General features: G+C 71.3%; 13 protein-coding genes. 4 read left to right on the top strand and 9 right to left on the bottom strand.

Annotation, left to right across the window (positions count from 1 at the left end):
• Positions 1–324: 324 nt before the first annotated feature.
• The 5 genes from C4U03_RS07160 to ftsE form a co-directional block, all read right to left on the bottom strand.
• Positions 325–2241 carry a penicillin-binding transpeptidase domain-containing protein gene (locus C4U03_RS07160; protein ID WP_103936825.1) on the bottom strand — a complete coding sequence of 639 codons (1917 nt, stop codon included), beginning with the start codon at positions 2239–2241 and terminating at the stop codon, positions 325–327.
• Positions 2242–2243: 2 nt separating this feature from the next.
• A complete protein-coding gene (gene smpB / locus C4U03_RS07165) occupies positions 2244–2732 on the bottom strand; it encodes an SsrA-binding protein SmpB (protein ID WP_103936826.1) in 489 nt (162 codons plus the stop codon).
• Positions 2733–2768: 36 nt separating this feature from the next.
• Positions 2769–3980 carry a S41 family peptidase gene (locus C4U03_RS07170; protein WP_103936827.1) on the bottom strand — a complete coding sequence of 404 codons (1212 nt, stop codon included), beginning with the start codon at positions 3978–3980 and terminating at the stop codon, positions 2769–2771.
• 27 nt (positions 3981–4007) lie between these two features.
• Complete coding sequence (gene ftsX, locus C4U03_RS07175; RefSeq protein WP_103936828.1) at positions 4008–4913, bottom strand: permease-like cell division protein FtsX; 906 nt, start codon at positions 4911–4913, stop codon at positions 4008–4010.
• 63 nt (positions 4914–4976) lie between these two features.
• Positions 4977–5666, bottom strand: coding sequence for a cell division ATP-binding protein FtsE (ftsE, locus tag C4U03_RS07180; RefSeq protein ID WP_103936829.1), 690 nt, complete (start codon positions 5664–5666; stop codon positions 4977–4979).
• A 259-nt stretch (positions 5667–5925) separates the two neighbouring features.
• On the opposite strand from ftsE, the gene C4U03_RS07185 reads away from it, so the two are divergent.
• Positions 5926–6108, top strand: coding sequence for a hypothetical protein (locus tag C4U03_RS07185; RefSeq protein WP_103936830.1), 183 nt, complete (start codon positions 5926–5928; stop codon positions 6106–6108).
• 245 nt (positions 6109–6353) lie between these two features.
• On the opposite strand, the gene C4U03_RS07190 is transcribed toward C4U03_RS07185, so the two are convergent.
• Positions 6354–7418: a hypothetical protein gene (locus C4U03_RS07190; RefSeq protein ID WP_103936831.1), complete on the bottom strand. Its 1065-nt coding sequence runs from the start codon at positions 7416–7418 to the stop codon at positions 6354–6356.
• 164 nt (positions 7419–7582) lie between these two features.
• On the opposite strand from C4U03_RS07190, the gene prfB reads away from it, so the two are divergent.
• Positions 7583–8698 carry a peptide chain release factor 2 gene (prfB, locus tag C4U03_RS07195; RefSeq protein ID WP_103936832.1) on the top strand — a complete coding sequence of 372 codons (1116 nt, stop codon included), beginning with the start codon at positions 7583–7585 and terminating at the stop codon, positions 8696–8698.
• Positions 8699–8929: 231 nt separating this feature from the next.
• On the top strand, positions 8930–9868 hold the full coding sequence (locus tag C4U03_RS07200; protein WP_103936833.1) for a hypothetical protein: 939 nt from the start codon (positions 8930–8932) through the stop codon (positions 9866–9868).
• Between the two features lie 56 nt (positions 9869–9924).
• Here C4U03_RS07200 and C4U03_RS07205 read toward each other — a convergent pair whose 3' ends face one another.
• Both C4U03_RS07205 and C4U03_RS07210 read right to left on the bottom strand, forming a co-directional pair.
• Entirely contained in the window at positions 9925–14787 is a 4863-nt protein-coding gene (locus tag C4U03_RS07205) for an NAD-glutamate dehydrogenase (protein WP_103936834.1), read from the bottom strand.
• A 239-nt stretch (positions 14788–15026) separates the two neighbouring features.
• Positions 15027–16640: a serine/threonine-protein kinase gene (locus tag C4U03_RS07210; protein WP_327372392.1), complete on the bottom strand. Its 1614-nt coding sequence runs from the start codon at positions 16638–16640 to the stop codon at positions 15027–15029.
• 486 nt (positions 16641–17126) lie between these two features.
• Here C4U03_RS07210 and C4U03_RS07215 point away from each other — a divergent pair, with 486 nt between their 5' ends.
• Complete coding sequence (locus C4U03_RS07215; RefSeq protein ID WP_235017686.1) at positions 17127–17618, top strand: C40 family peptidase; 492 nt, start codon at positions 17127–17129, stop codon at positions 17616–17618.
• 66 nt (positions 17619–17684) lie between these two features.
• On the opposite strand, the gene C4U03_RS07220 is transcribed toward C4U03_RS07215, so the two are convergent.
• Complete coding sequence (locus tag C4U03_RS07220) at positions 17685–19679, bottom strand: acetoacetate--CoA ligase (protein WP_103936837.1); 1995 nt, start codon at positions 19677–19679, stop codon at positions 17685–17687.
• Positions 19680–19705: the final 26 nt, after the last annotated feature.

Below are 19705 nucleotides of genomic sequence, written 5' to 3' on the forward strand. Positions count from 1 at the left end.
AAGATCGTGAGGAACGAGCGATCTTCACCGCGACGAGGGAAGACCGCGCGACCAAAGGCCCGCGAGCCGTCGCGGCGGAGCCGCGACCATGAAAACGCCCCGGTGGGCGCGCTAGACGCACCCACCGGGGCTGACCGGCAGGGTCGGGCCGGTCCGGACGGCAGAGCCTCCCCCGAGACGAGGCTCTGGTCTCATCACGGCGACTGAGTCCGCAACCCCCCAAGCGGTGTCTCAGTCACTTATGAAGACGAGCGGGAGGGCACGTTCGGTTGCGCCCCCCAGGTAAAGAGATAACAAAGCGGTAACGATCAGGGGCAGGGTCCGCTAGCCGGTGAGGAACTTGGCCGCGACCTGCGCCGCGGAGACGTTGCCCTCGACGGCGATGGCGAACGCGATGTCGCCGCGGAAGCCGACGAACCACGAGACCGTCCGGGTCCTACCGCCCTCCTGGTACTGGACCGTGTCGACCACACCGTGCACCGGCACGGCGCCGGGCACCTTGGCCTCCCGGGCGGTCCCGGAGTGGACCCCGCGCTGCATCATGAGCCCCAGGTCACCGGCGGGGACGGCGGCCAGCGGCTGGGGCTGCACGGTCTGGCGGTCCTGCGGGGCGCGCAGCAGCAGCGGGGGGCGCCACAGACCACTGCTGACCGCCCCGGCCGTCAGCGCCATGCCCAGCGGGCTGGCCAGCACCTTGCCCCGCCCGATCACGGCCTCGGCCTTCTCCCCGTCGTTGGCCGGCATCGGAACGCTGCCGGAGAAGGCGGGCACCGACAGCTGCCAGTCCTTGCCGAACCCGAACCTGGCGGCCTCCCGCACCAGGGTGGCGCCGTCGATGCGGGTGCTCAGCGAGGCCAGCGTGGTCGCGCAGGTGTAGCCGAAGTGGTACTGGAAGGTGTTGTCGGCGCGGGCCCCGCCGCGGTTGGTGAACTGCCGGCCGCCGACCGTGGCGGTGGCCGGGCACTCGGTCTTGTCCTTCTCGCTCATGCCGCTCTGCAGCAGCGCCTCGGCCGACACGATCCCGAAGGTGAAGCCGGGCGGGTAGCGGCCCTCCATGGCCCGGTTCTGGCCGGCGGTGCGGTGGTTGGCCACCGCCAGCACCTCGCCGTTCTTGGCGCGGACGACCGCCATCGAGGCCGGCACCGGCAGCGCGGACAGCGCCCGCTCGGCCCGGATCTGCTGCCGGACGTCCAGCGAGGTGCTGACCGTCTGCGGCGCCTGGCCGCCCCATTCGGCCAGCACCTCGCGGTGCTGGCCGTTCGGGTCGACGGCCACCACCTTGACCGTGGGGGTTCCGGCCAGCCAGCGCTGGTGCAGCAGCTGGATGCCGCTGACGCCGATGGTGTCGCCCGGCTGGTAGGGGGCGCCGACCCGCTGGAGGCGATCGTCGGTGGCCGGGCCGAGGCTGCCGACCAGCTCCGGTGCCCAGGTCGGCATGATCGGCGCGGTGACCGTCTTGACCTGCAGCCCCTGGATCCGCTGCAGCCGGAACGCCAGCCCGGCGTGCTCGGCGCGGTTCAGCGTGACCAGCGGCAGGAACGTGGTGGGCGGGGCCGACCGCACCCGGCCCAGCAGTCGCTCGGCGTCCAGCCGGCGGCCGTTGGAGGCGGTGGCCTCCACCAGCTGGGTGATGGTGCGCTGCGGGTCGCGCAACTGCCCCGGATAGACGCCGACCAGGTCGGCGGGGACCTTGCTCAGCAGCGACGTGCCGCGGGTGTCCTGCACGTCACCGCGTGGCTGGGTCTCGGTCACCACCGCCAGCCGCTGGCCGGCGCGCAGGTTCGGGTGGATCAGCGAGGGGCTCCAGACCACCTTCCACTTGCCGCCGACCCGCTTGAGGTGCATCTGACCGGGATAGCTGAACGGCTCGCCGTTCTCCCCCAGGTCGATCTTGACCGAGAAGCGGGCCTCGGCCTGGTCGCCCTTGCGCACGATGGCCTTGGGCTTGTCCTCGCCGGGCGCGGTGGGCAGGCCCAGGGCCAGCCTCATGGAGGCGGCGTCGAGCTGGTCGCGGACCTGGGCCAGCGCGGTGGCCACCACCTTCTGGTCGGCGCCCACCGTCTTGCGGGCGGCCGCCTCGTAGTTGCCCACCTGCCAGGCGACCAGGAAGTCCCGCATGGCCGGCATCGCCGACGTCTCGGCGAAGCAGGCCGAGGTGGTGCCGGCGACCAGGGCTCCACAGGCCGCCACCGAGATCACCCGGCGGGCACGGCCGCCGGACCCCGTGCGTGCGAGCCCCATGCTCAGCCCCTGCCGCCGGTCCGGGCCCGCAGCCGGGCCGAACGCGCTCTTTCCATCTCCCGCCCGGCTTCCCGTTTCGCGATCGCCTGACGCTTGTCGTAGCTCTTCTTACCACGGGCCAGGGCTATCTCGACCTTGGCCTTGCCGTCCCTGAAGTACAGCGACAGCGGGACGATCGTCACCCCGGGCTCCTTGGTCTTGACGATGATCTTCTGGATCTCCCGCCGGTGCAGCAGCAGCTTGCGCGGCCGCCGCGGCGCGTGGTTGGTCCAGGTGCCCTGCAGGTACTCGGGGATGTGCACGCCCTCCAGCCAGACCTCGCCGTCCTTGACCCGCGCGTACCCGTCGGCCAGCGAGGCCCGGCCGGCGCGCAGCGCCTTGACCTCGGTGCCGGTCAGCACCAGGCCGGCCTCCCAGGTGTCGTCGAGGTGGTAGTCGTAGCGGGCCCGCTTGTTCTGGGCGACCAGCTTGCGACCTGTCTCACGTGGCACGAAATCAGCCTCAGTTCTTCTTGCGGGCGGTACGGGTCAGCCTCGGTCCTTGGTCGGCGCGGCGGCCACCAGTCCGCGCAGCACCGTGTCCGCGCGTCTGACGGCCTCCTCCGGCGGGTGGTCGGCCGAGACCGTCACGTCGGGGTCGATCCCGGCCCCGTCGAGGTCGCGGCCGCTCGGCGTGCGGTAGCGCCCCACGGTCAGCTCGATCACCGAGCCGTCGCGCAGCCGGACCGGTTCCTGCACCGATCCCTTCCCATACGTACGCGATCCTATGATCACCGCGCGGTCCCGGTCGCGCAGGGATCCGGCGACCACCTCGGCGGCGCTGGCCGTACCGGCGTCCACCAGCACCACCAGCGGGGTGCGCCCGTCCCCCGGCGCGGTGACCTGCAGCTCGCGGGGCGGCGCGCCACGCCGCTCATAGGTGACGACCGTCCCGTCGGTCAGCAGCGCCGAAGACGTCTCGACCGCCTCGTCCAGCAGCCCGCCGGGATTGCCGCGCAGATCCAGTATCAGGCCACCGCGGTGTCGGTCGGCCTGCCGGCCGACGGCGTCGCGCACCTGCCGCCCCACGCCCCGGGTGAACGCCGAGACCCGGATCAGCTGAACGTCGCCGGGCCGCTGCTGCACGGTCACGTCGCCGGTCCGCACGGTGGCACGTACCAGCCGGAACCGGTGCTCGGCGCTCCCCCTGCGGACGGTCAGCGTCACGGCGGAGCCGGGACCGCCGCGCAGCGCGGCCGCCACCCTGCCCACCGTCCAGCCGTCGACCGGGCGGTCACCGACCCGGGCGACGACGTCACCGACCCGGACCCCGGCCCGTTCGGCGGCCGACCCCGGCTGCACGCTGGCCACCCGGACCGGCCCGGGGCCGCCGGCCGGGTCCTCCTCGACGCCGAGCCACAGCCCGACGCCGCTGTAGCGGCCGTTCAGGCGGCCCCGCTCGTCGTCGTACTCCTGGGCGGTGTAGTAGCGGGCCCAGCGGTCGCCGAGCCGGCGCAGCATGCCGTCCACCGCGGCGCGTTGCAGGTCGGCCCGGCCGACCGGCAGCGCGGACTCGCGGGCGATCCGCCCGGCCGCCTCGTCCAGCGGCCCCGGCCGGGACGGCTCGGCGGACGGCGGGGCGCCGGCACCGGTCGCCACCCCCGCACCGTAGGCGCACACGACCACGAGGACCAGCGCCGCGCCACGGGTCAATCCGCCGGCGGTCAGGCCTCGGGGTACACGACCGGTGAGCCGGAGCATGGCAACGAGTGTAGGGCGGGTCCCGACTCAGATCCGCAGGTATCGGCGCAGGCTCAGGAAGGAGGCGGCGGCGCACAGCAGCACGCCGACGCAGATCGAGAACACGATCACGCCGAACACCGAGCCCCAGCCGAGCTGGCTGGTGAACTGCAGCGACTCCTGCAGCTGGTCGATCAGCACGACCTTGCTGCCGACCAGCAGGATGGCCGCGAAGCCGCCGCCGATCAGCCCGGCGATCGCACCCTCCAGGATGAACGGCAGCTGGATGTACAGGTTGGAGGCGCCGACCAGCCGCATGATGCCGGTTTCACGTCTGCGGTTGAACGCCGACAGCCGGACCGTGTTGGCCACCAGCAGCACCGCCGCGACCACCTGGATCACCGCGATCATGATGGCCGCCCACTGCAGGCCGTTGAGGATCTTGAAGAAGCGGTCCAGGATCTCCTTCTCGTTGACCACCTGGTCCACGCCCGCCCGGTTCGCCAGCAGCTTGGTGACCTCCTCGAACTTCTCCGGGTCCTTGAGCCGGACGCGGAAGGAGTCGGGGATGTCGCCGACCTTGGTGCTGTTCACGAAGCCGGGGCTGTTGGAGAAGCTCTCCTTGAACCGCTCGAACGCCTCTTCCTTGCTCTCGTACTTGACCTCCTTCACCACCGACAGGCCCTTGAGATCGTTCTGGATCTCCTGCTTCTGCTGCTCGGTGACGTCGGTCTTGTTGCAGTTGGCGTTGGAGCTCGTCTTCGCGCACAAGAAGATCGAGACCTCGATGCGGTCGTGCCAGTAGCTCTTGGAGCTGTCGACCTGGAGCTTGATGAGCAGGCCGGTGCCCAACAGCGCCATGGCGATCGCCACGGTGATGACCAGGGAGATGGTCATCGTCAGGTTCCGGCGGAGACCGATCCAGATCTCCTGGAGAACGAACTGTGCGCGCATGCCTCGCTGTCCTTGGTCGACCTCGCCTGCCGGGGATCCGGGCCGGGCTCGGTGCAGGCTGTGTCAGTACGCCTGGCCGTACACGCCGCGTGACTGGTCCCGGACGACCCGGCCGTCCTCCAGTTCGACGACGCGCTTACGGAAGGCGTCGACGATCGCGGCGTCATGGGTGGCCATGACGACGGTGGTGCCGGTCCGGTTGATGCGGTCCAGCACCTTCATGATGCCGATCGAGGTGGCCGGGTCGATGTTCCCGGTGGGCTCGTCGGCGAGCAGGATCATCGGTCGGTTGACGAAGGCCCGGGCGATGGCGACACGCTGCTGCTCGCCGCCGGACAGTTCGTCGGGCATCCGGTGCGCCTTGCCCTCCAGGCCCACGAGATCGATGACCTCCGGCACCACCTTGGCGATGAACCGCCGCGGCTTGCCGATCACCTCCAGCGCGAAGGCGACATTCTCGAAGACGTTCTTGTTGGGCAGCAACCGGAAGTCCTGGAAGACGCAGCCGATCCGGCGGCGAAGGTGCGGCACCTTCCAGTTGGTGAGCCGGTTGAGGTCCTTGCCGGCCACATGGACGTGCCCCTGCGACGGCCGCTCCTCCTTGAGGACCAGGCGCAGGAACGTCGACTTGCCCGAACCCGAGGGACCGACCAGGAACAGGAACTCGCCCTTCTCGATGGCGACGTTCACGTGCTGGAGGGCCGGCCGGTTCTGGTTCGGGTAGACCTTGGTGACGTTGTCGAAGTGGATCACGGCTGCATCACGGCTCGTCAGTCTAGAGGCTGGGAACGGCTCCTTGGCCACCCCCGAGGGGTTCCGCGCTTCAGGACGCGGGCACTCCGGGATAGCAGCCCGGTTGACCTGGGAGCAGTCTAGGGGGAACAGTCAAGCGTCCCGGTCCACTCGCGGCGTCTCCATGGTTTCGATGCTCATGGACCGGCTATGGCGACCATACAAGGCAGTTAGGCTGGATGTTGGCGAAAGAGGCCATTTACCCCAGGGAGGTCGCGAGATGAGCTGCGATCATCTGATCTGTGCTCGCTGCTCGCACCCGGTCAGCGAGGGCCGCTGCCCCAGCTGCCGGGCGGCCCGCGACGAGTTCCACCGCCACGGGCCGGTGGTGCCGCCCGCGGTGATCCTGGCCGCCCTGGTCCTGCTGTTCGCCCTGGCGCTGGCCCTGCACCACGCGTACTGATTGCGCGAGCTCCGCTCGCGCGGCGAGCGCGCCTTGGGGCGCGCGGTCTTCCCTCGTCGCGGTGAAGATCGCTCGTTCCTCACGATCTTCACCGCTCCTCAGTCCAGACCGCGCGGGCGCGCTCGCGGGTGGCCTTCAGGGCCGTTGGGGTGCGAGGTCGCGGTCACGGGGATTCTGGGTGAGTAGCCCTTCGGGTGCGGGGTCGACGATCGCGAGCGCACGGACCGCGGCGGAGCGAGCTTCGGTCAGTTGACCTTCTGGGGGGAGGCGGCGCGGACGACGGCGCCGTCGATGGCGATGACGTCGGCCTTGGGTTGGGGCTTCTTGGGCTTGGCCTTGGGGGGGTCGTAGGCGCCGAACTGCAGGGTCTGAGAGACGTGCAGTTCGTTGCCGAGGATCAGGCTGTCGAGCAGGTGGGCGGCGTCGGTGGGGATCGGCGGGCGGTCCTCGGTGTCCTTGGCCAGCGTCACGGTGTCGCGGCCCAGCGCGTACAGCACAAAGGCGCCGCCGTCGGCGGTGCGCAGCGGGAAGACCGGGTGCAGCGTGGCGGGGAACACCACGTCGAAGGCCAGCCCCGCCTTGCCCGCCCGCTTCTTGATCTGCCGGGTCTCGTTGAAGTAGCCGGTGGTGCCCGGTCCCGGCTTCATCAGCTTGGCGGGGACGCTGTCGGGGCCCTCCTCGGCGATGGCGGCCTGGATGCCGGCCACGCTCTTGGGCGGGATCAGCAGGTCGGTCTCGCCGGTGAGCACCGCGCCGGCGTAGCCCTCGGAGTCCACCGCGATCTCGGGCAGCTCGGCCTTGTCGCGCAGCAGCGTGGACAGACTGAGCTTCCACTGGCTCTCGGGGCTGCGGCGGATGAAGGCCATGACGGCGGTGCGGGCCTCGTCGGGGTCGGTCCGTGCACCCGGAGCGGGCTTGGCGGTGCGCTCGGCGACCGCCACGAACCACTGCGGATAGGTCGACTCCGACAGCTTCGGCACGTACAGGGTCGGGGCTTTGTAGTCGTAGCGCGGCACCGCCTCGCCGTGGAAGACCGCACGGCGGTACTCGGCGGCGGTCAGCGCCATCTGGCCGTCGGCCACCCAGTGCAACGCCAGGCGCTCGTCGCCGCTGGCGCGGGCCACGTCGTCGTTGCTGACGAAGCGCTGGAACTCGTGAGCGGCCGACTGCGGGGTCAGCCGCTCCGGCTCCGGCGAGGAGGCCACCGCCACCGGTGTGGTCGAGGCGCGCCGTTCCTCGGCCGAGCAGCCGGAGATCCCGCCCACCAGCAGCACCGCGACGGCCGGTACGGCCAGTGAGGTCCTCTTCACCGCCTGTCCCCCCGACTCGTCCGACTTGCCGTGCTGGTGAGCAGAGATTCTGCCATCAAGAATCGTACGGATGCGGGCCGGGATCGGTTCCCGGCCGAGGCGAACGCGATCGGGCGGATGCGAAGGGACCGGACCGGTGCCGGGCCGCCGATAAACTCGTCAGTGTGGCAGGCATCGATCCCGTAGAACAGCTCAAGGAGCTCGGCTCGACCCTCACCGGTATCGAGGCCGTGCTGGACCTGGACGGCATGCGCGCCGACATCGCCAAGCTGCGCGAGGAGTCGGCCGACCCCGACCTGTGGAACGACCAGGACCGCGCCCAGCAGGTGACCCGCCGGCTGTCGCACCTGGAGAGCGAGTTCACCCGGGTCACCTCACTGCGGCAGCGGCTGGAGGACGTCACCACGCTGTACGAGCTGGCCGAGGAGATGGACGACGCCGACACCCGGGCCGAGGCCGACGGCGAGCTGGCCACGCTGCAGCGCGACATCCAGCAGCTGGAGGTCCGCACCCTGATGTCGGGCGAGTACGACGCCCGCGAGGCGTTGGTCACCATCAACGCCCAGGCCGGCGGGGTGGACGCGGCCGACTGGGCGCAGCAGTTGCAGCGGATGTACCTGCGCTGGGCCGAGCGGCACGGCTACCCGACCGAGATCTACGACACCTCCTACGCCGAGGAGGCGGGGATCAAGTCGACCACGTTCGCGGTCAAGGCCCCCTACGCCTACGGCACGCTGCGCGGCGAGCACGGCACCCACCGGCTGGTGCGGATCTCCCCGTTCGACAACCAGGGGCGCCGGCAGACCTCGTTCGCAGGGCTGGACGTGGTGCCGGTGGTGGAACAGAGCGACCACGTGGAGATCGACGAGAGCGACCTGCGGATCGACGTGTACCGCTCCTCCGGCCCGGGCGGCCAGGGCGTCAACACCACCGACTCGGCGGTGCGCATCACCCATCTGCCCACCGGGATCGTGGTGTCCTGCCAGAACGAGCGGTCCCAGCTGCAGAACCGGGCCTCGGCGATGGCGGTGCTGCAGGCCAAGCTGCTGGAGCGCAAGCGCCAGGAGGAGGCCGCCAAGATGGCCGACCTGCGCGGTGAGGGCACCACCAGCTGGGGCACCCAGATCCGCAACTACGTGCTGCACCCGTACCAGATCGTCAAGGACCTGCGCACCGGGGTGGAGGCCGGTAACCCGGCCTCGGTGCTGGACGGCGAGATCGACGATTTCATCGAGGCCGAGATCCGCTGGATGCGGCAGCGGGAGAGCGAGAAGGCCTGAGCCGCCGGCCCCATGGCCGGTATCGGCCGCCGAACCTTCCGCATTCGCCGAGTGAACGGGTGGTCACTCTGCGATGATGTTCGATGTGCACCGCCGGGTGCCGGCCCCGCCCGCGCTTCCTGACCGCTGTAGCGGGTCACGCCGGCGCCCGGCGGTACCCGCCGACGCCCCACCGGCCCGGCCACGTCACTACACTGGCCGCGCCCTGGTCGACCATTCCGAGGTGGGAGCATGCGCCGACTCGTGACGGGCGGCGTCGCCGGCCCGCTCGTGCTGGTGGCCGTCCTGACCGGTGGCTGCACCGGCGGAGGCTCGGACATCGGGCCGGACTCGGACGAGGCGGGACGAGCGCCCGCAGTGTCGGTGGCGGAGTCGTACCGGATCCTCCGGGACTGGGCCGAGCGCTACAACAAGGCGGTGGCCTCGGGCGACGAGGACGACTGGCGGGACCTGACGACCGGGGCGCTGCGCGGCCCGATGACCGCGCGGGCCCGCACCTACGGCAGGCTGCCCGACTCGGAGCGGATCTCCCTGCGCAACCCCGCGCTGTACGTGCCCCGGCTGGACGGCCATCCCAAGTGGTTCGCCGCCGCCGCGCTGGACGACGTGGGCGGTGCCGCACAGCAGGTGCTCGTGTTGTTCCGGCAGGAGAAGGCCAAGGAACCGTGGCGGGCCGCGCACTGGCTGGTGTTCCGGGGCGCTCCTCCGAAGCTGGACTACGACGGCCACGGTTATGCGATCCCGGCGGCGGACGGGTCACTGCCGAGCGGCCACGCGGCCTACCTGTCGACCGGGGACCAGTCCCTGTTCCGGCCGGACCGCTTCACCCGGCAGGCCCGCGACAAGGCCAAGCGCTCGGACGCGCCGTCCGGCTGGTCGGTGACCACCCGGTTCGGCCCGGACCGCCATCCGGTGCACGGCCTGCGCACCGACGACGGAGGCTCACTGGTCTGGTACGCCGTCGAGCAGCGGCGGACGTTCAAGGCGAACGGGAGCGGCCGGCCCGACACGCTCCCGGCGGACGTGCGCGCCCACCTGACCAAGGCGCAGCGGCTGTCGGCCACCAGGATCGAGGCCACCTGGACCTGGCTGGCCATCGGTTACGTCCCGCCCCAGGGCACCGCCAACGTCCTCGGCGAGAGCGTCCGGCTTTCCGACGTGCGCACCTGACCGGGGGCGTCGCCGCCCCCGGTCAGGTGGAGGACCCGGGCTGCCGCCCTCCGCCGTCAGTGGCGCGGCAGGGTCGAGGCGGTGACCAGGTTGCGGATGGCGCCGAGGGCGACCGACAGGGTGGCCAGGTCGAAGTTGTCGCTCTCCCAGATCTCCCCGAGGGTGTGCTGGGCGCGCGTCACCGCGTTCTGGTTCTTGTCGGCCCAGCCGACCAGCCGCTCCTCGGGCCGCAGTCCCTGCTCGGTGGAGACCAGCACGTCCCGGGTGAGCGCCGCGTGCGCCACGTACAGGTCGTCGCGCAGCGCCGCCCGGGCCATCGTCTTCCACCGGTCCACGCGCGGCAGCGCGATGATCCGCTCGCGCAGCCGGGCCAGCTGGAGCCGTTCGGCCAGGTCGAAGTAGACCTCGGCGACCTCGTCCACCTCCCGGCCGGTGTCGTGGGCGATCTCCACCAGGTCGAAGGTGGAGTAGGCGGGCACCATCATCGCCGCCTGCTCGGCCAGCTCGTCCGGCACGCCCCGTTCGGCGAAGCCGTTGCGGCGCTGCTCGAACCCGGCCAGGTCCAGGCCGGCCAGCAGCTTGGGCAGCTGACCGGTCAGGGCGCGGGCCCCGCCGGCGAAGAACTCGATGTTGTCGGTGATGCCGAACGGCTGGCGGCGGTTGCGCAGCAGCCAGCGGGTGCCCCGCTCGGTCAGCTTGCGGGCCTCCAGCAGCATCTTGACCTGCGTGGACTCGTCCACCTGGTAGGACAGTGACTCCACCTGCCGCCAGAAGCGCGGCATGTCGAACACCTCGCGGGCCACCAGGTAGGCGCGGGCGATGTCCGGGCTGGACGCGCCGGTCTCCTCGTTGATCCGGAAGGTGAACGTGGTGCCGCTGTTGTTGACCAGGTCATTGACCACCCGGGTGGCGATGATCTCGCGGCGCAGCGGATGCCGGTCCATGTGGGCGCGGAACCGCTCGCGCAGCGGGGTCGGGAAGTAGTCGACCAGCCAGGACCGCAGGTACGGGTCGTCGGGCAGGTCGGAGGCGATCAGCTCGTCGCCCAAGGTGAGCTTGGCGTAGGCCAGCAGCACCGCGAACTCCGGCCCGGTCAGCCCGTAGCCCGCCTGCCGCCGCTCGGCCAGCGCCTTGTCGTCGGGCAGGAACTCCAGCCGCCGCTTGAGGCTGCCGTCGCGCTCCAGCTTGCGCAGGTGGCGGCCGTGCACGTGCAGCATCGAGGGGGCCTGGCGGCGGGCCGCGGCCAGCACCACGTTCTGCGCGTAGTTGTCCCACAGCACCAGCTCGGCGACCTCGTCGGTCATCGCGTCCAGCAGGGCGTCGCGCTGGTCGCGGGTCAGCTCGCCGTCGCGCACCGCCTGGTCCAGCAGGATCTTGATGTTGACCTCGTGGTCGGAGGTGTCCACCCCGGCGGAGTTGTCGATGAAGTCGGTGTTCACCAGCCCGCCGCGGCCGTCCGGACCGCCGTGCAGCGCGTACTCGATCCGGGCCAGCTGGGTCAGGCCCAGGTTGCCGCCCTCGCCGATCACCTTGCAGCGCAGCTCGGTGGCGTCGGCGCGCAGCGCGTCGTTGGCCTTGTCGCCGACGTCGGCGTGGTTCTCCGCGGACGCCTTGACGTAGGTGCCGATGCCGCCGTTCCACAGCAGGTCGACCGGGGCGCACAGCACCGCGTGGATCAGCTCGAACGGGGTCATCGCGGCCACGTCCTCGGCGATGCCCAGCGCCAGACGCATCTGCGGGGTGATCCGGATCGACTTGGCGGTGCGCGGGAACACCCCGCCGCCCGCCGAGATCAGGGCCGGGTCGTAGTCGGCCCACGAGCTGCGCGGCAACTCGAACAGCCGGCGGCGCTCGGCGTGGGAGCGGGCCGGGTCGGGGTCGGGGTCGATGAAGACGTGCCGGTGGTCGAAGGCCGCCACCAGCTTGATGTGCTCCGACAGCAGCATCCCGTTGCCAAACACGTCGCCGGACATGTCGCCGATGCCGACGACGGTGAAGTCCTCGCTCTGCACGTCCTTGCCGAGGGTGCGGAAGTGGTACTTGACCGACTCCCACGCGCCCCGCGCGGTGATGCCCATCGCCTTGTGGTCGTAGCCGACCGAGCCGCCGGAGGCGAACGCGTCGCCGAGCCAGAAGCCGTAGGAGGCGGCGACCTCGTTGGCGATGTCGGAGAACGTGGCGGTGCCCTTGTCGGCGGCCACCACCAGGTACGGGTCGTCGCCGTCGTGGCGGACCACGTCGGGCGGCGGCACCACGGCGCCGCCCACCAGGTTGTCGGTGATGTCCAACAGCCCGCTGATGAACTCCTTGTAGCAGGCCACGCCGGCGGCCATGAAGGCGTCCCGACCGGACGGACTCGTGGGGTCGGGCAGTTGCTTGCCGACGAAGCCGCCCTTGGCCCCGGCCGGGACGATCACGGTGTTCTTGACCGCCTGCGCCTTGACCAGGCCGAGGATCTCGGTGCGGAAGTCCTCGCGGCGGTCCGACCAGCGCAGCCCGCCCCGGGCCACCGAGCCGAACCGCAGGTGGACGCCCTCGACACGGGGCGAGTAGACGAAGATCTCGAACTTGGGGCGGGGCTGCGGCAGGTCCGGGATGCGCTCGGGATCGAACTTCAGCGACAGGTACGGTTTGTGCTGGAAGTGGTTGGTGCGCAGGGTGGCGTTGATCATCGCCAGGTAGGAGCGCAGGATCCGGTCCTCGTCCAGGCTGGCCACCTCGTCGAGGGCGCCGGCGAGCTCCTCGGCGATGCCGGCGCTGCGCTCGGCCTCCCCGCCGACCAGCGCCGGGTCCAGGCGCGACTCCCACAACCGGATCAGCAGCCGGGTGATCGCGGCGTTGCGCAGCAGCACCTGCTCGATGTACCGCTTGCTGAAGTTGGTGCCGGTCTGCCGCAGGTACAGCGCGTAGGCCCGCAGCACCATGGCCTGCGACCAGGTCAGGCCGACGTGCAGTACCAGCGCGTTGAACCCGTCGTTCTCGATGTCGCCGCGCCACAGCGCCTCGAAGGCGTCCTGGAACAGCTCCTTGACCTGCCCCTCGGGCACCGCGCCGGTCGGCTCGTAGCGCAGCCCCAGGTCGTAGATCCAGTAGCGCCGGGAGTCGGCGGTGACGACCTCGTACGGCCGCTCGTCGACCACCTCGACGCCCATGTTCTGCAGCAGCGGCAGCACGTGCGACAGCGAGATCGACGGGCCCAGCCGGTAGATCTTCAGCCGCCGTTCCCCGGTCGTCGCCCGCCGCGGTTTGTACAAGTTGATGGAGATCTCGCCGTCGGCGGACAGCGCGTCCAGCCGTAGCAGGTCGGCGACCGCGGTGGGCGCGGCGAAGTCGGCCTTGTAGGCCTCGGGGAAGGCGTCCCCGAACATCCTGGCCAGCCTGCTGGAGCGCGCACCGCCGCACTGCTCGGCGATCGCGTCGGCCAGGTCGTCGGCCCACGAGCGGGTGGCGGCGGTCAGCCGGCCCTCCAGCTCCTCGGGGTCGACCTCGGGCAGCGGTCTGCCGCGCTCGCCCCGCACGACCACGTGCAGCCGGGCCAGGGTGGACTCCGACACCATGGCGCTGTAGTCGACCGCCACGCCGTTGAACGCGTGCCGCAGGATCTCCTGGATGCGCAGCCGGATCCGGGTGGTGTAGCGGTCGCGCGGCAGGTAGATCAGGCAGGACATGTAGCGGCCGTAAACGTCCTTGCGCAGGAACAGCCTGAGCTGCTTGCGGTCGCGCAGCCGCAGCACGCCGAGCGCGATCGGCACCAGGTCGTCCACCGAGATCTGGAACAGCTCGTCGCGCGGGTAGGTCTCCAGGATCTCGGCCAGGTCCTGCCCGTCGTGGCTGTCGGGGGTGAATCCGGCCCGGTCGATCACCTCGTCCAGCTTGCGCTTGAGGACCGGGATGTGCGCGATGGACTCGCTGTAGGCAACGTGAGTGAACAGGCCCAGGAACCGCCGTTCGCCGACCACCTCGCCGCGGGCGTCGAACCTCTTGACGCCGATGTAGTCCAGGTAGTGCGGCCGGTGCACGGTGGAGCGCGAGTTGGCCTTGGTCAGGACCAGCAGCCTCTTCTCGCGGGCCTTGGCCCGCACCTGGGGCGGCAGCGACGCGAAGCTACCCGACTCGCGCTTGTCACCTCGCAGAATGCCCAGCCCGGTGCCGGTGACCGGGGTCAGAGTGGTGCCGTCGGCGGACAGTTGGTAGTCGCGGTAGCCCAGGAATGTGAAGTGCCGCCCGTCAGCCAGCCACTCCAGCAGTTCGACGCCCTCGGCCTGCTCCTTGTCGGGCAGCGGCGGCGGGCTGGCGGCGATCTCCGCGGCGATGGCACCGGCCGTCGACCGCATCTTGGCCTCGTCCTCGAAGGCCGCCCGCACGTCCTGCAGCACCCGCAGCAGATCCTGCTGCACCTGGTCCAGCAGGGCGCGGTCGTCGACGCGGTCGAGCTCGATGTGGATCCACGACTCGTCGATGTCGTGCGGAGTGTCCCGGTGGGCACGGAAACCGTGCAGTTCCCCGGCCACGTCCCGGTCCACGCCCAGCAGCGGGTGCACGATCAACTGGGTGGCCAGATCGTGCCGGGCCAGCTCCATCGTCACCGAGTCGACCAGGAACGGCATGTCGTCGGTGACCACCTGCACCACCGTGCGTCCCGGATCCCAGCCGTCCTCGTCCGCGACCGGCGTGAACACCCGCACCTTGGCGCGACCCTGCGGGCGCTCGCGGCCGAGCCGCAGGTGCGCCAGGGCCGGGCCGACGACGTCGGTCGGGTCGCGTTCGAGCAGATCCTCGGGCGCCACGTGCCGGTAGTACAGGCGTAGATAGGCGATCATCTCGTCGAGGTCGCCCACCGGCCCGCCCGGGGCTTGCGCGCAGACCTCCGCGGCTCGTCGAAGCAGGTCGTCCTTGGCCAGATCGAGCTTGCCGCCCATGCAACACTCCCCTAGAAACTTCGCCACACCGTTGTGGCGCCGCTCATGCCCGCCAGCGTAGTCACCAAAAGCCCCTTGTGCCGAACCAAGCTCGGTATACCCACCGGTATCCCGGTCACGGCGTCGCCTGGTATCCGCTGCCCAGGTGGCCCGGGTTCCGTCTTCGCTGGTCCCGGGCCGGACGGTGTGGGCTCCGGTTCGGCGGGCGGCGGCCTGACGGCGACCCGGGAGGGGCCGCGTTACGGCTCGATGGGCGCCGCCTCCCCGTCTTCGGCGGGTGCGGCGCCGTCGTCGTCTCCGGTCTCTTCGGAGCCCGAGTCGGGGTGGGACGGCTCCGGGGACGGATGGGACGGCGTCGGGGTGGGATACGTCGGCGGCTTCGCGCTGGGGCTGGTGCTGCCGTAGGGCGTCTCGTGGGGATTGTGCGGGTGGGTGGTCGTCCCGGTGCTCGGGGTTTCGGTCGGCTGTGTGGACGGGGACGTCGTGGCCGGATGGGCCGGGCCCGTCTCCCCCTGGGGGTCCTCGCCGCCGGTGTACTCGCCGGTGACCGTGCCGGGGCCGGTCTGGCCAGTGGGGGTGGACGCACTGGACGTCCCGGAGACGGGCTTGACCGGCTTGTCGTTGTCGTCAAGGGCCGACAGCACCAGCACGCCGATCGCCATGGCCGCCACCAGCGCCCCCGTGCAGGCGGCGATCGCCCGCCGCGCGCCGGAGCCGCGCGCCGTCCGGGCCGGCCGCCCGGCGGGCGTCCCGGACGGGAGCAGAACGGGATCCGTCAGCGCCGTTCCTGCGCCGGGCGGCACCGGCCCTGTCGGCGCGTCGGTGAACGGGAGCGTTCCGGCCGCCGCGCCCACGGACGGGAGCGCCTCGGTGCCCGTGCCCAGGGGCGTGCCCTGGGGCATGCCCTCGGACGGGAGCGGAGGGTTGCCGGTGCCCGTGGACGGAAGGGACTCGTGGACGGCGGCCGCGCCCGCGATCCCGGCGGCGCCCGCGACACCACTGGCGGCGATGGTGGCGGCCCGGGCCAGCATCCCCTCCTCGACCGGCGCGGCCGGCGAGGACGCCGAGGACGCCGAGGACGCCGGGGCCGTCTCCTGGCCGAGCAGCCGCAGCAGGATCTGCCGTGCGGTCGGGCGCAGCGCCGGGTCCTTGGCCAGACAGTCGGCGACCAGGGAGCGCATCGGGTCGGGCAGGTCGCCCAGGTCGGGCTCGGCGCCCAAGATGCGGGAGATGACCTGCGGGATCGTGTCTTGGCCGAAGGGGGACTGGCCGGTCGCCGCGTAGACCATCGTGGCGCCCCAGGAGAACACGTCCATGGCCGGGGTGAAGGGCGGCCCCTGGAACTGCTCGGGCGCCATGTAGGAGGGAGTGCCGGCGATCCGGCCGGAGATCGTGTCGCTCAGCCCGTCCTTGGCGATCCCGAAGTCGATGACCCGCGGGCCGTCCGGCCCGATCAGCACGTTGCCCGGCTTGAGGTCGCGGTGCACGATCGACGCCTGGTGGATGGCCGCCAGCGCGGTGACGGTGCCGATGGCCAGCCGGTCCAGGGCGGCGCCGGTGACCGGCCCCCGCTCGGCCACCAGCCGGGACAGCGACGGGCCCGGGACGTACTCGCTGACCAGGTAGGGCTGGTCGCCGTCCACGTCGGCGTCCAGCACCTGGGCGGTGCAGAACCGGGCGACCCGCATCGCGACCCGCGCCTCGCGGACGAACCGCTCCCGGGCCAGGTCGTCCCCGGCCTGGTCGGCATGCAGCAACTTGACCGCGACATGACGACCGTCCGGGGCGAGGCCGAGATATACCGCGCCCTGGCCTCCCGAGCCCAGCCGGCCGGTGAGTTCATATCGGCCCAACCGGCGCGGATCCCCCGTGCGCAATGGCGCCGCCGTCACTTGTGGGCCCGAGGTCACCATGGCCGATCCTTCCGTTCCGAATATGGGCGGGTCCGCGGTCCGGTGATTTTCCCGGTCGGTCCCACAACGTCTGTGATGCCGAAGGGAGCGGCCGGGTTCGCCCTTCATCAGGGCGAGAGGGAACGGCAGTGATTGATAAAAGACGGAATGCAATTGAACGGCTACGGGTAGTGACGGTGATGGCGATCTTCGAGAGGAGGTACGACGCAAATGTCAATTCCGTTAAAGGCCGCCTGTAGTGCCGCGACACTGGCTTTGGTCCTCGTGCCGGGCATAGGGGAGGCCAGGGTCGCCGCCCATACAGGTGCCGTTCCGCAACGGCCGGATGAGGCCGCAGAAGGACAGGCCGGTACCGCCGCGATGCCGCACCGGTTCGGTCGCCCTGAGGGGAAGCAGGGTGCACCGAACGGTCCGGCCTTCCGGCAGGTGCTGTACGGCCGCGCGAACGGTGCGCTGCTGCCGGGGTACGCGCTGGCCGCACGCCAGCGCCTGGCCCTGCAGCGGCGGATGAGGCTGATCGCACAGTGGCAGGGCCGCGCCGACCGGGCGGTCCGTTACGCCCTGCGGCAACAGGGCAAGCCGTACCAGTGGGGTGCCACGGGGCCGTTCAGTTACGACTGTTCGGGCCTTGTCCAGCGGGCCTGGCGCAGGGCCGGGGTCGCCATCCCACGGGTGACGTACGACCAGTACCGGGGCATCCGCAAGAAGGTGCCCCGAAGACGCCTGAGACCCGGTGACCTGGTGCTGTTCGACGGGCTGCGGCACGTCGGCATGTACGTGGGCAGGAACCACTTCGTCCATGCGCCGAGGGCCGGCCGGCCGATCATGACCCAACCGCTGCGCGGCTACTACGGGCGCAGATACGTCGGTGCGGTCCGTCCGGCCTGGCCTCGGCTGCCCAGGATCCCGACGTACTGACCAGGCGCGTCGATGGGCGCCCCGGGCATGGTCCACATGCCCGGGGCGTCCGGTGTTCATGCGCGTTCAGGAGAGCCGATAGTGGTCCAGCACCTCGGGGTTGGCCATCGAGCCGGGGTTGGCGGCCTGCTCCACGGGCGTGCCGAGCAGGATCTTGCGGACCGGGATCTCCAGCTTCTTGCCCGACAGGGTGCGGGGCACCCCCGGCACCTGCCGAATCTCGTCGGGGACGTGCCGGGGTGACAGCGCCGACCGCAGCGCCCCCCTGATCCGCCCGGTCAGCTCCTCGTCCAGGTCGGCGCCGGGGGCGAGCTGGACGTACAGCAGCAGGCGCCCCTCCTGGCCGAGCCGGCCGGTGTCGATGACCAGGCTGTCGACGACCTCCTCGAACGCTTCCACCACCCGGTAGAAGTCGGCCGTGCCCATCCGCACGCCGCCCCGGTTCAGGGTGGAGTCGGAACGGCCGTAGATCACGCAGCCCCCGTCGGGCAGGACCTTGAGCCAGTCGCCGTGCCGCCAGACGCCGGGGAAGCCGTCGAAGTAGGAGTCGCGGTAACGCTCGCCGTCCGGGTCGTTCCAGAAGAACACCGGCATGGACGGCATCGGCTCGGTCAACACCAGCTCGCCCACCTCGTCGACGACCGGCCGGCCGGACTCGTCGTAGGCCTCCACCTTCGCGCCCAGCCCGCGGCACTGGATCACCCCGGCCCGCAGCGGCAGCAGCACGCACGGCCCGACGAACCCGGTGCACACGTCGGTGCCGCCGGAGAACGATCCCAGCGGCAGATCCGGGCGCACGGCCTCGTAGACCCAATCGAACCCCTCGGGCGGCAGCGGCGACCCGGTCGACCCGATGCCGCGCAGCCGCGACAGGTCGTGCTCGGCGCCGGGCCGCATCCCCGCCTTGCGGGACGCCATGATGTAGGGGGCGCCCACGCCGAAGTAGGTGACGCCGGTCTCGGCCGCCAGCCGCCACAGCACGTCCCCGCCGGGCGCGCCGTCGTACATCACGATCGTGGCCCCGACCAGCAGCCCGCCGATCAGGTAGTTCCACATCATCCAGCCGGTGGTGGTGTACCAGAAGAACACGTCACCGGGGCCGAGGTCCTGGTGGAACGACAGCGCCTTGAGGTGCTCCAGCACGACGCCGCCGTGTCCGTGCACGATCGGCTTGGGCAGCCCGGTCGTCCCGGACGAGTAGACCACCCACAGCGGATGGTCGAACGGCACGTCCTCGAAGGCCAGGTCGTGGCCGGGCCGGGGCAGGTCGGCGTAGGCCATGCCCTTGCGCAGCCCGTCCGGGGCCCCGGCCGGGTCAAGGTACGGGATCAGCACCGTGGCGGCCAGCGACGGCAGCGCCGCCTCGATCTCGGCGACCGCCTCGCGGCGGTCGAACCGCCTGCCGTTGTAGGCGTAGCCGTCAACGGCGACCAGCACCTTCGGCTCGATCTGCGCAAACCGGTCGATCACGCTGGAGGAGCCGAAGTCCGGTGAGCACGACGACCAGATCGCGCCCAGCGACGCGGTGGCCAGGAAGCAGACCAGCGCCTCGGGGATGTTCGGCAGGTAGGCCACTACCCGGTCGCCCCGGCCGACCCCCAGCTCCGCCAGCCCCGCCCGCACCTGCGCCACGTGGAGCGCCAGTTCCCGGCGGCTCATCCGGCGGTGCCCGCCGGCCTCCGACCGGAAGACCACCGCCAGCTCGTCGGGGTGCTCCTCGGCCCTGCGCAGCGCGTTGGCGGCGTAGTTGACGGTGGCGCCGGGGAACCAGCGCAGCCCGTCCACCGGCATCGGCCCGCCCTCGCGCACCGGGCCGTCCCCCCGGGTGCCGACCACGTCGAAGTAGGACCAGATCGAGTCCCAGAAGGCGTCAACCTCGGTCACCGACCAGCGCCACAGCTCCTCGTAAGACCCGTCCGCCCCGGCCAGGAGACCGCGCTCGGCCAGCCACCGCCGGTAACGGGTGACCCGGGCGCGGTCGATCACCTCCTCGGACGGTTCCCAGAGCACGTGACCTGCGGCCGTGTCCTTCTGAGTCACGGCGGCCTCGTCATGCCCCATCGCGACGACCTCCCATGGTGCGGGTT

Origin of the sequence: Thermomonospora echinospora (genome assembly GCF_900108175.1) — a bacterium.
Taxonomy (GTDB): Bacteria; Actinomycetota; Actinomycetes; order Streptosporangiales; family Streptosporangiaceae; genus Thermomonospora; species Thermomonospora echinospora.

Bases quoted from the DNA above. Each gene is read 5' to 3' on its own strand.
- C4U03_RS07160 (WP_103936825.1), bottom strand. From the start codon at position 2,241: ATGGGGCTCGCACGCACGGGGTCCGGCGGCCGTGCCCGCCGGGTGATC.
- C4U03_RS07170 (WP_103936827.1), bottom strand. From the start codon at position 3,980: ATGCTCCGGCTCACCGGTCGTGTACCCCGAGGCCTGACCGCCGGCGGA.
- ftsX (WP_103936828.1), bottom strand. From the start codon at position 4,913: ATGCGCGCACAGTTCGTTCTCCAGGAGATCTGGATCGGTCTCCGCCGG.
- C4U03_RS07185 (WP_103936830.1), top strand. From the start codon at position 5,926: ATGAGCTGCGATCATCTGATCTGTGCTCGCTGCTCGCACCCGGTCAGC.
- C4U03_RS07200 (WP_103936833.1), top strand. From the start codon at position 8,930: ATGCGCCGACTCGTGACGGGCGGCGTCGCCGGCCCGCTCGTGCTGGTG.
- C4U03_RS07205 (WP_103936834.1), bottom strand. From the start codon at position 14,787: ATGGGCGGCAAGCTCGATCTGGCCAAGGACGACCTGCTTCGACGAGCC.
- C4U03_RS07220 (WP_103936837.1), bottom strand. From the start codon at position 19,679: ATGGGGCATGACGAGGCCGCCGTGACTCAGAAGGACACGGCCGCAGGT.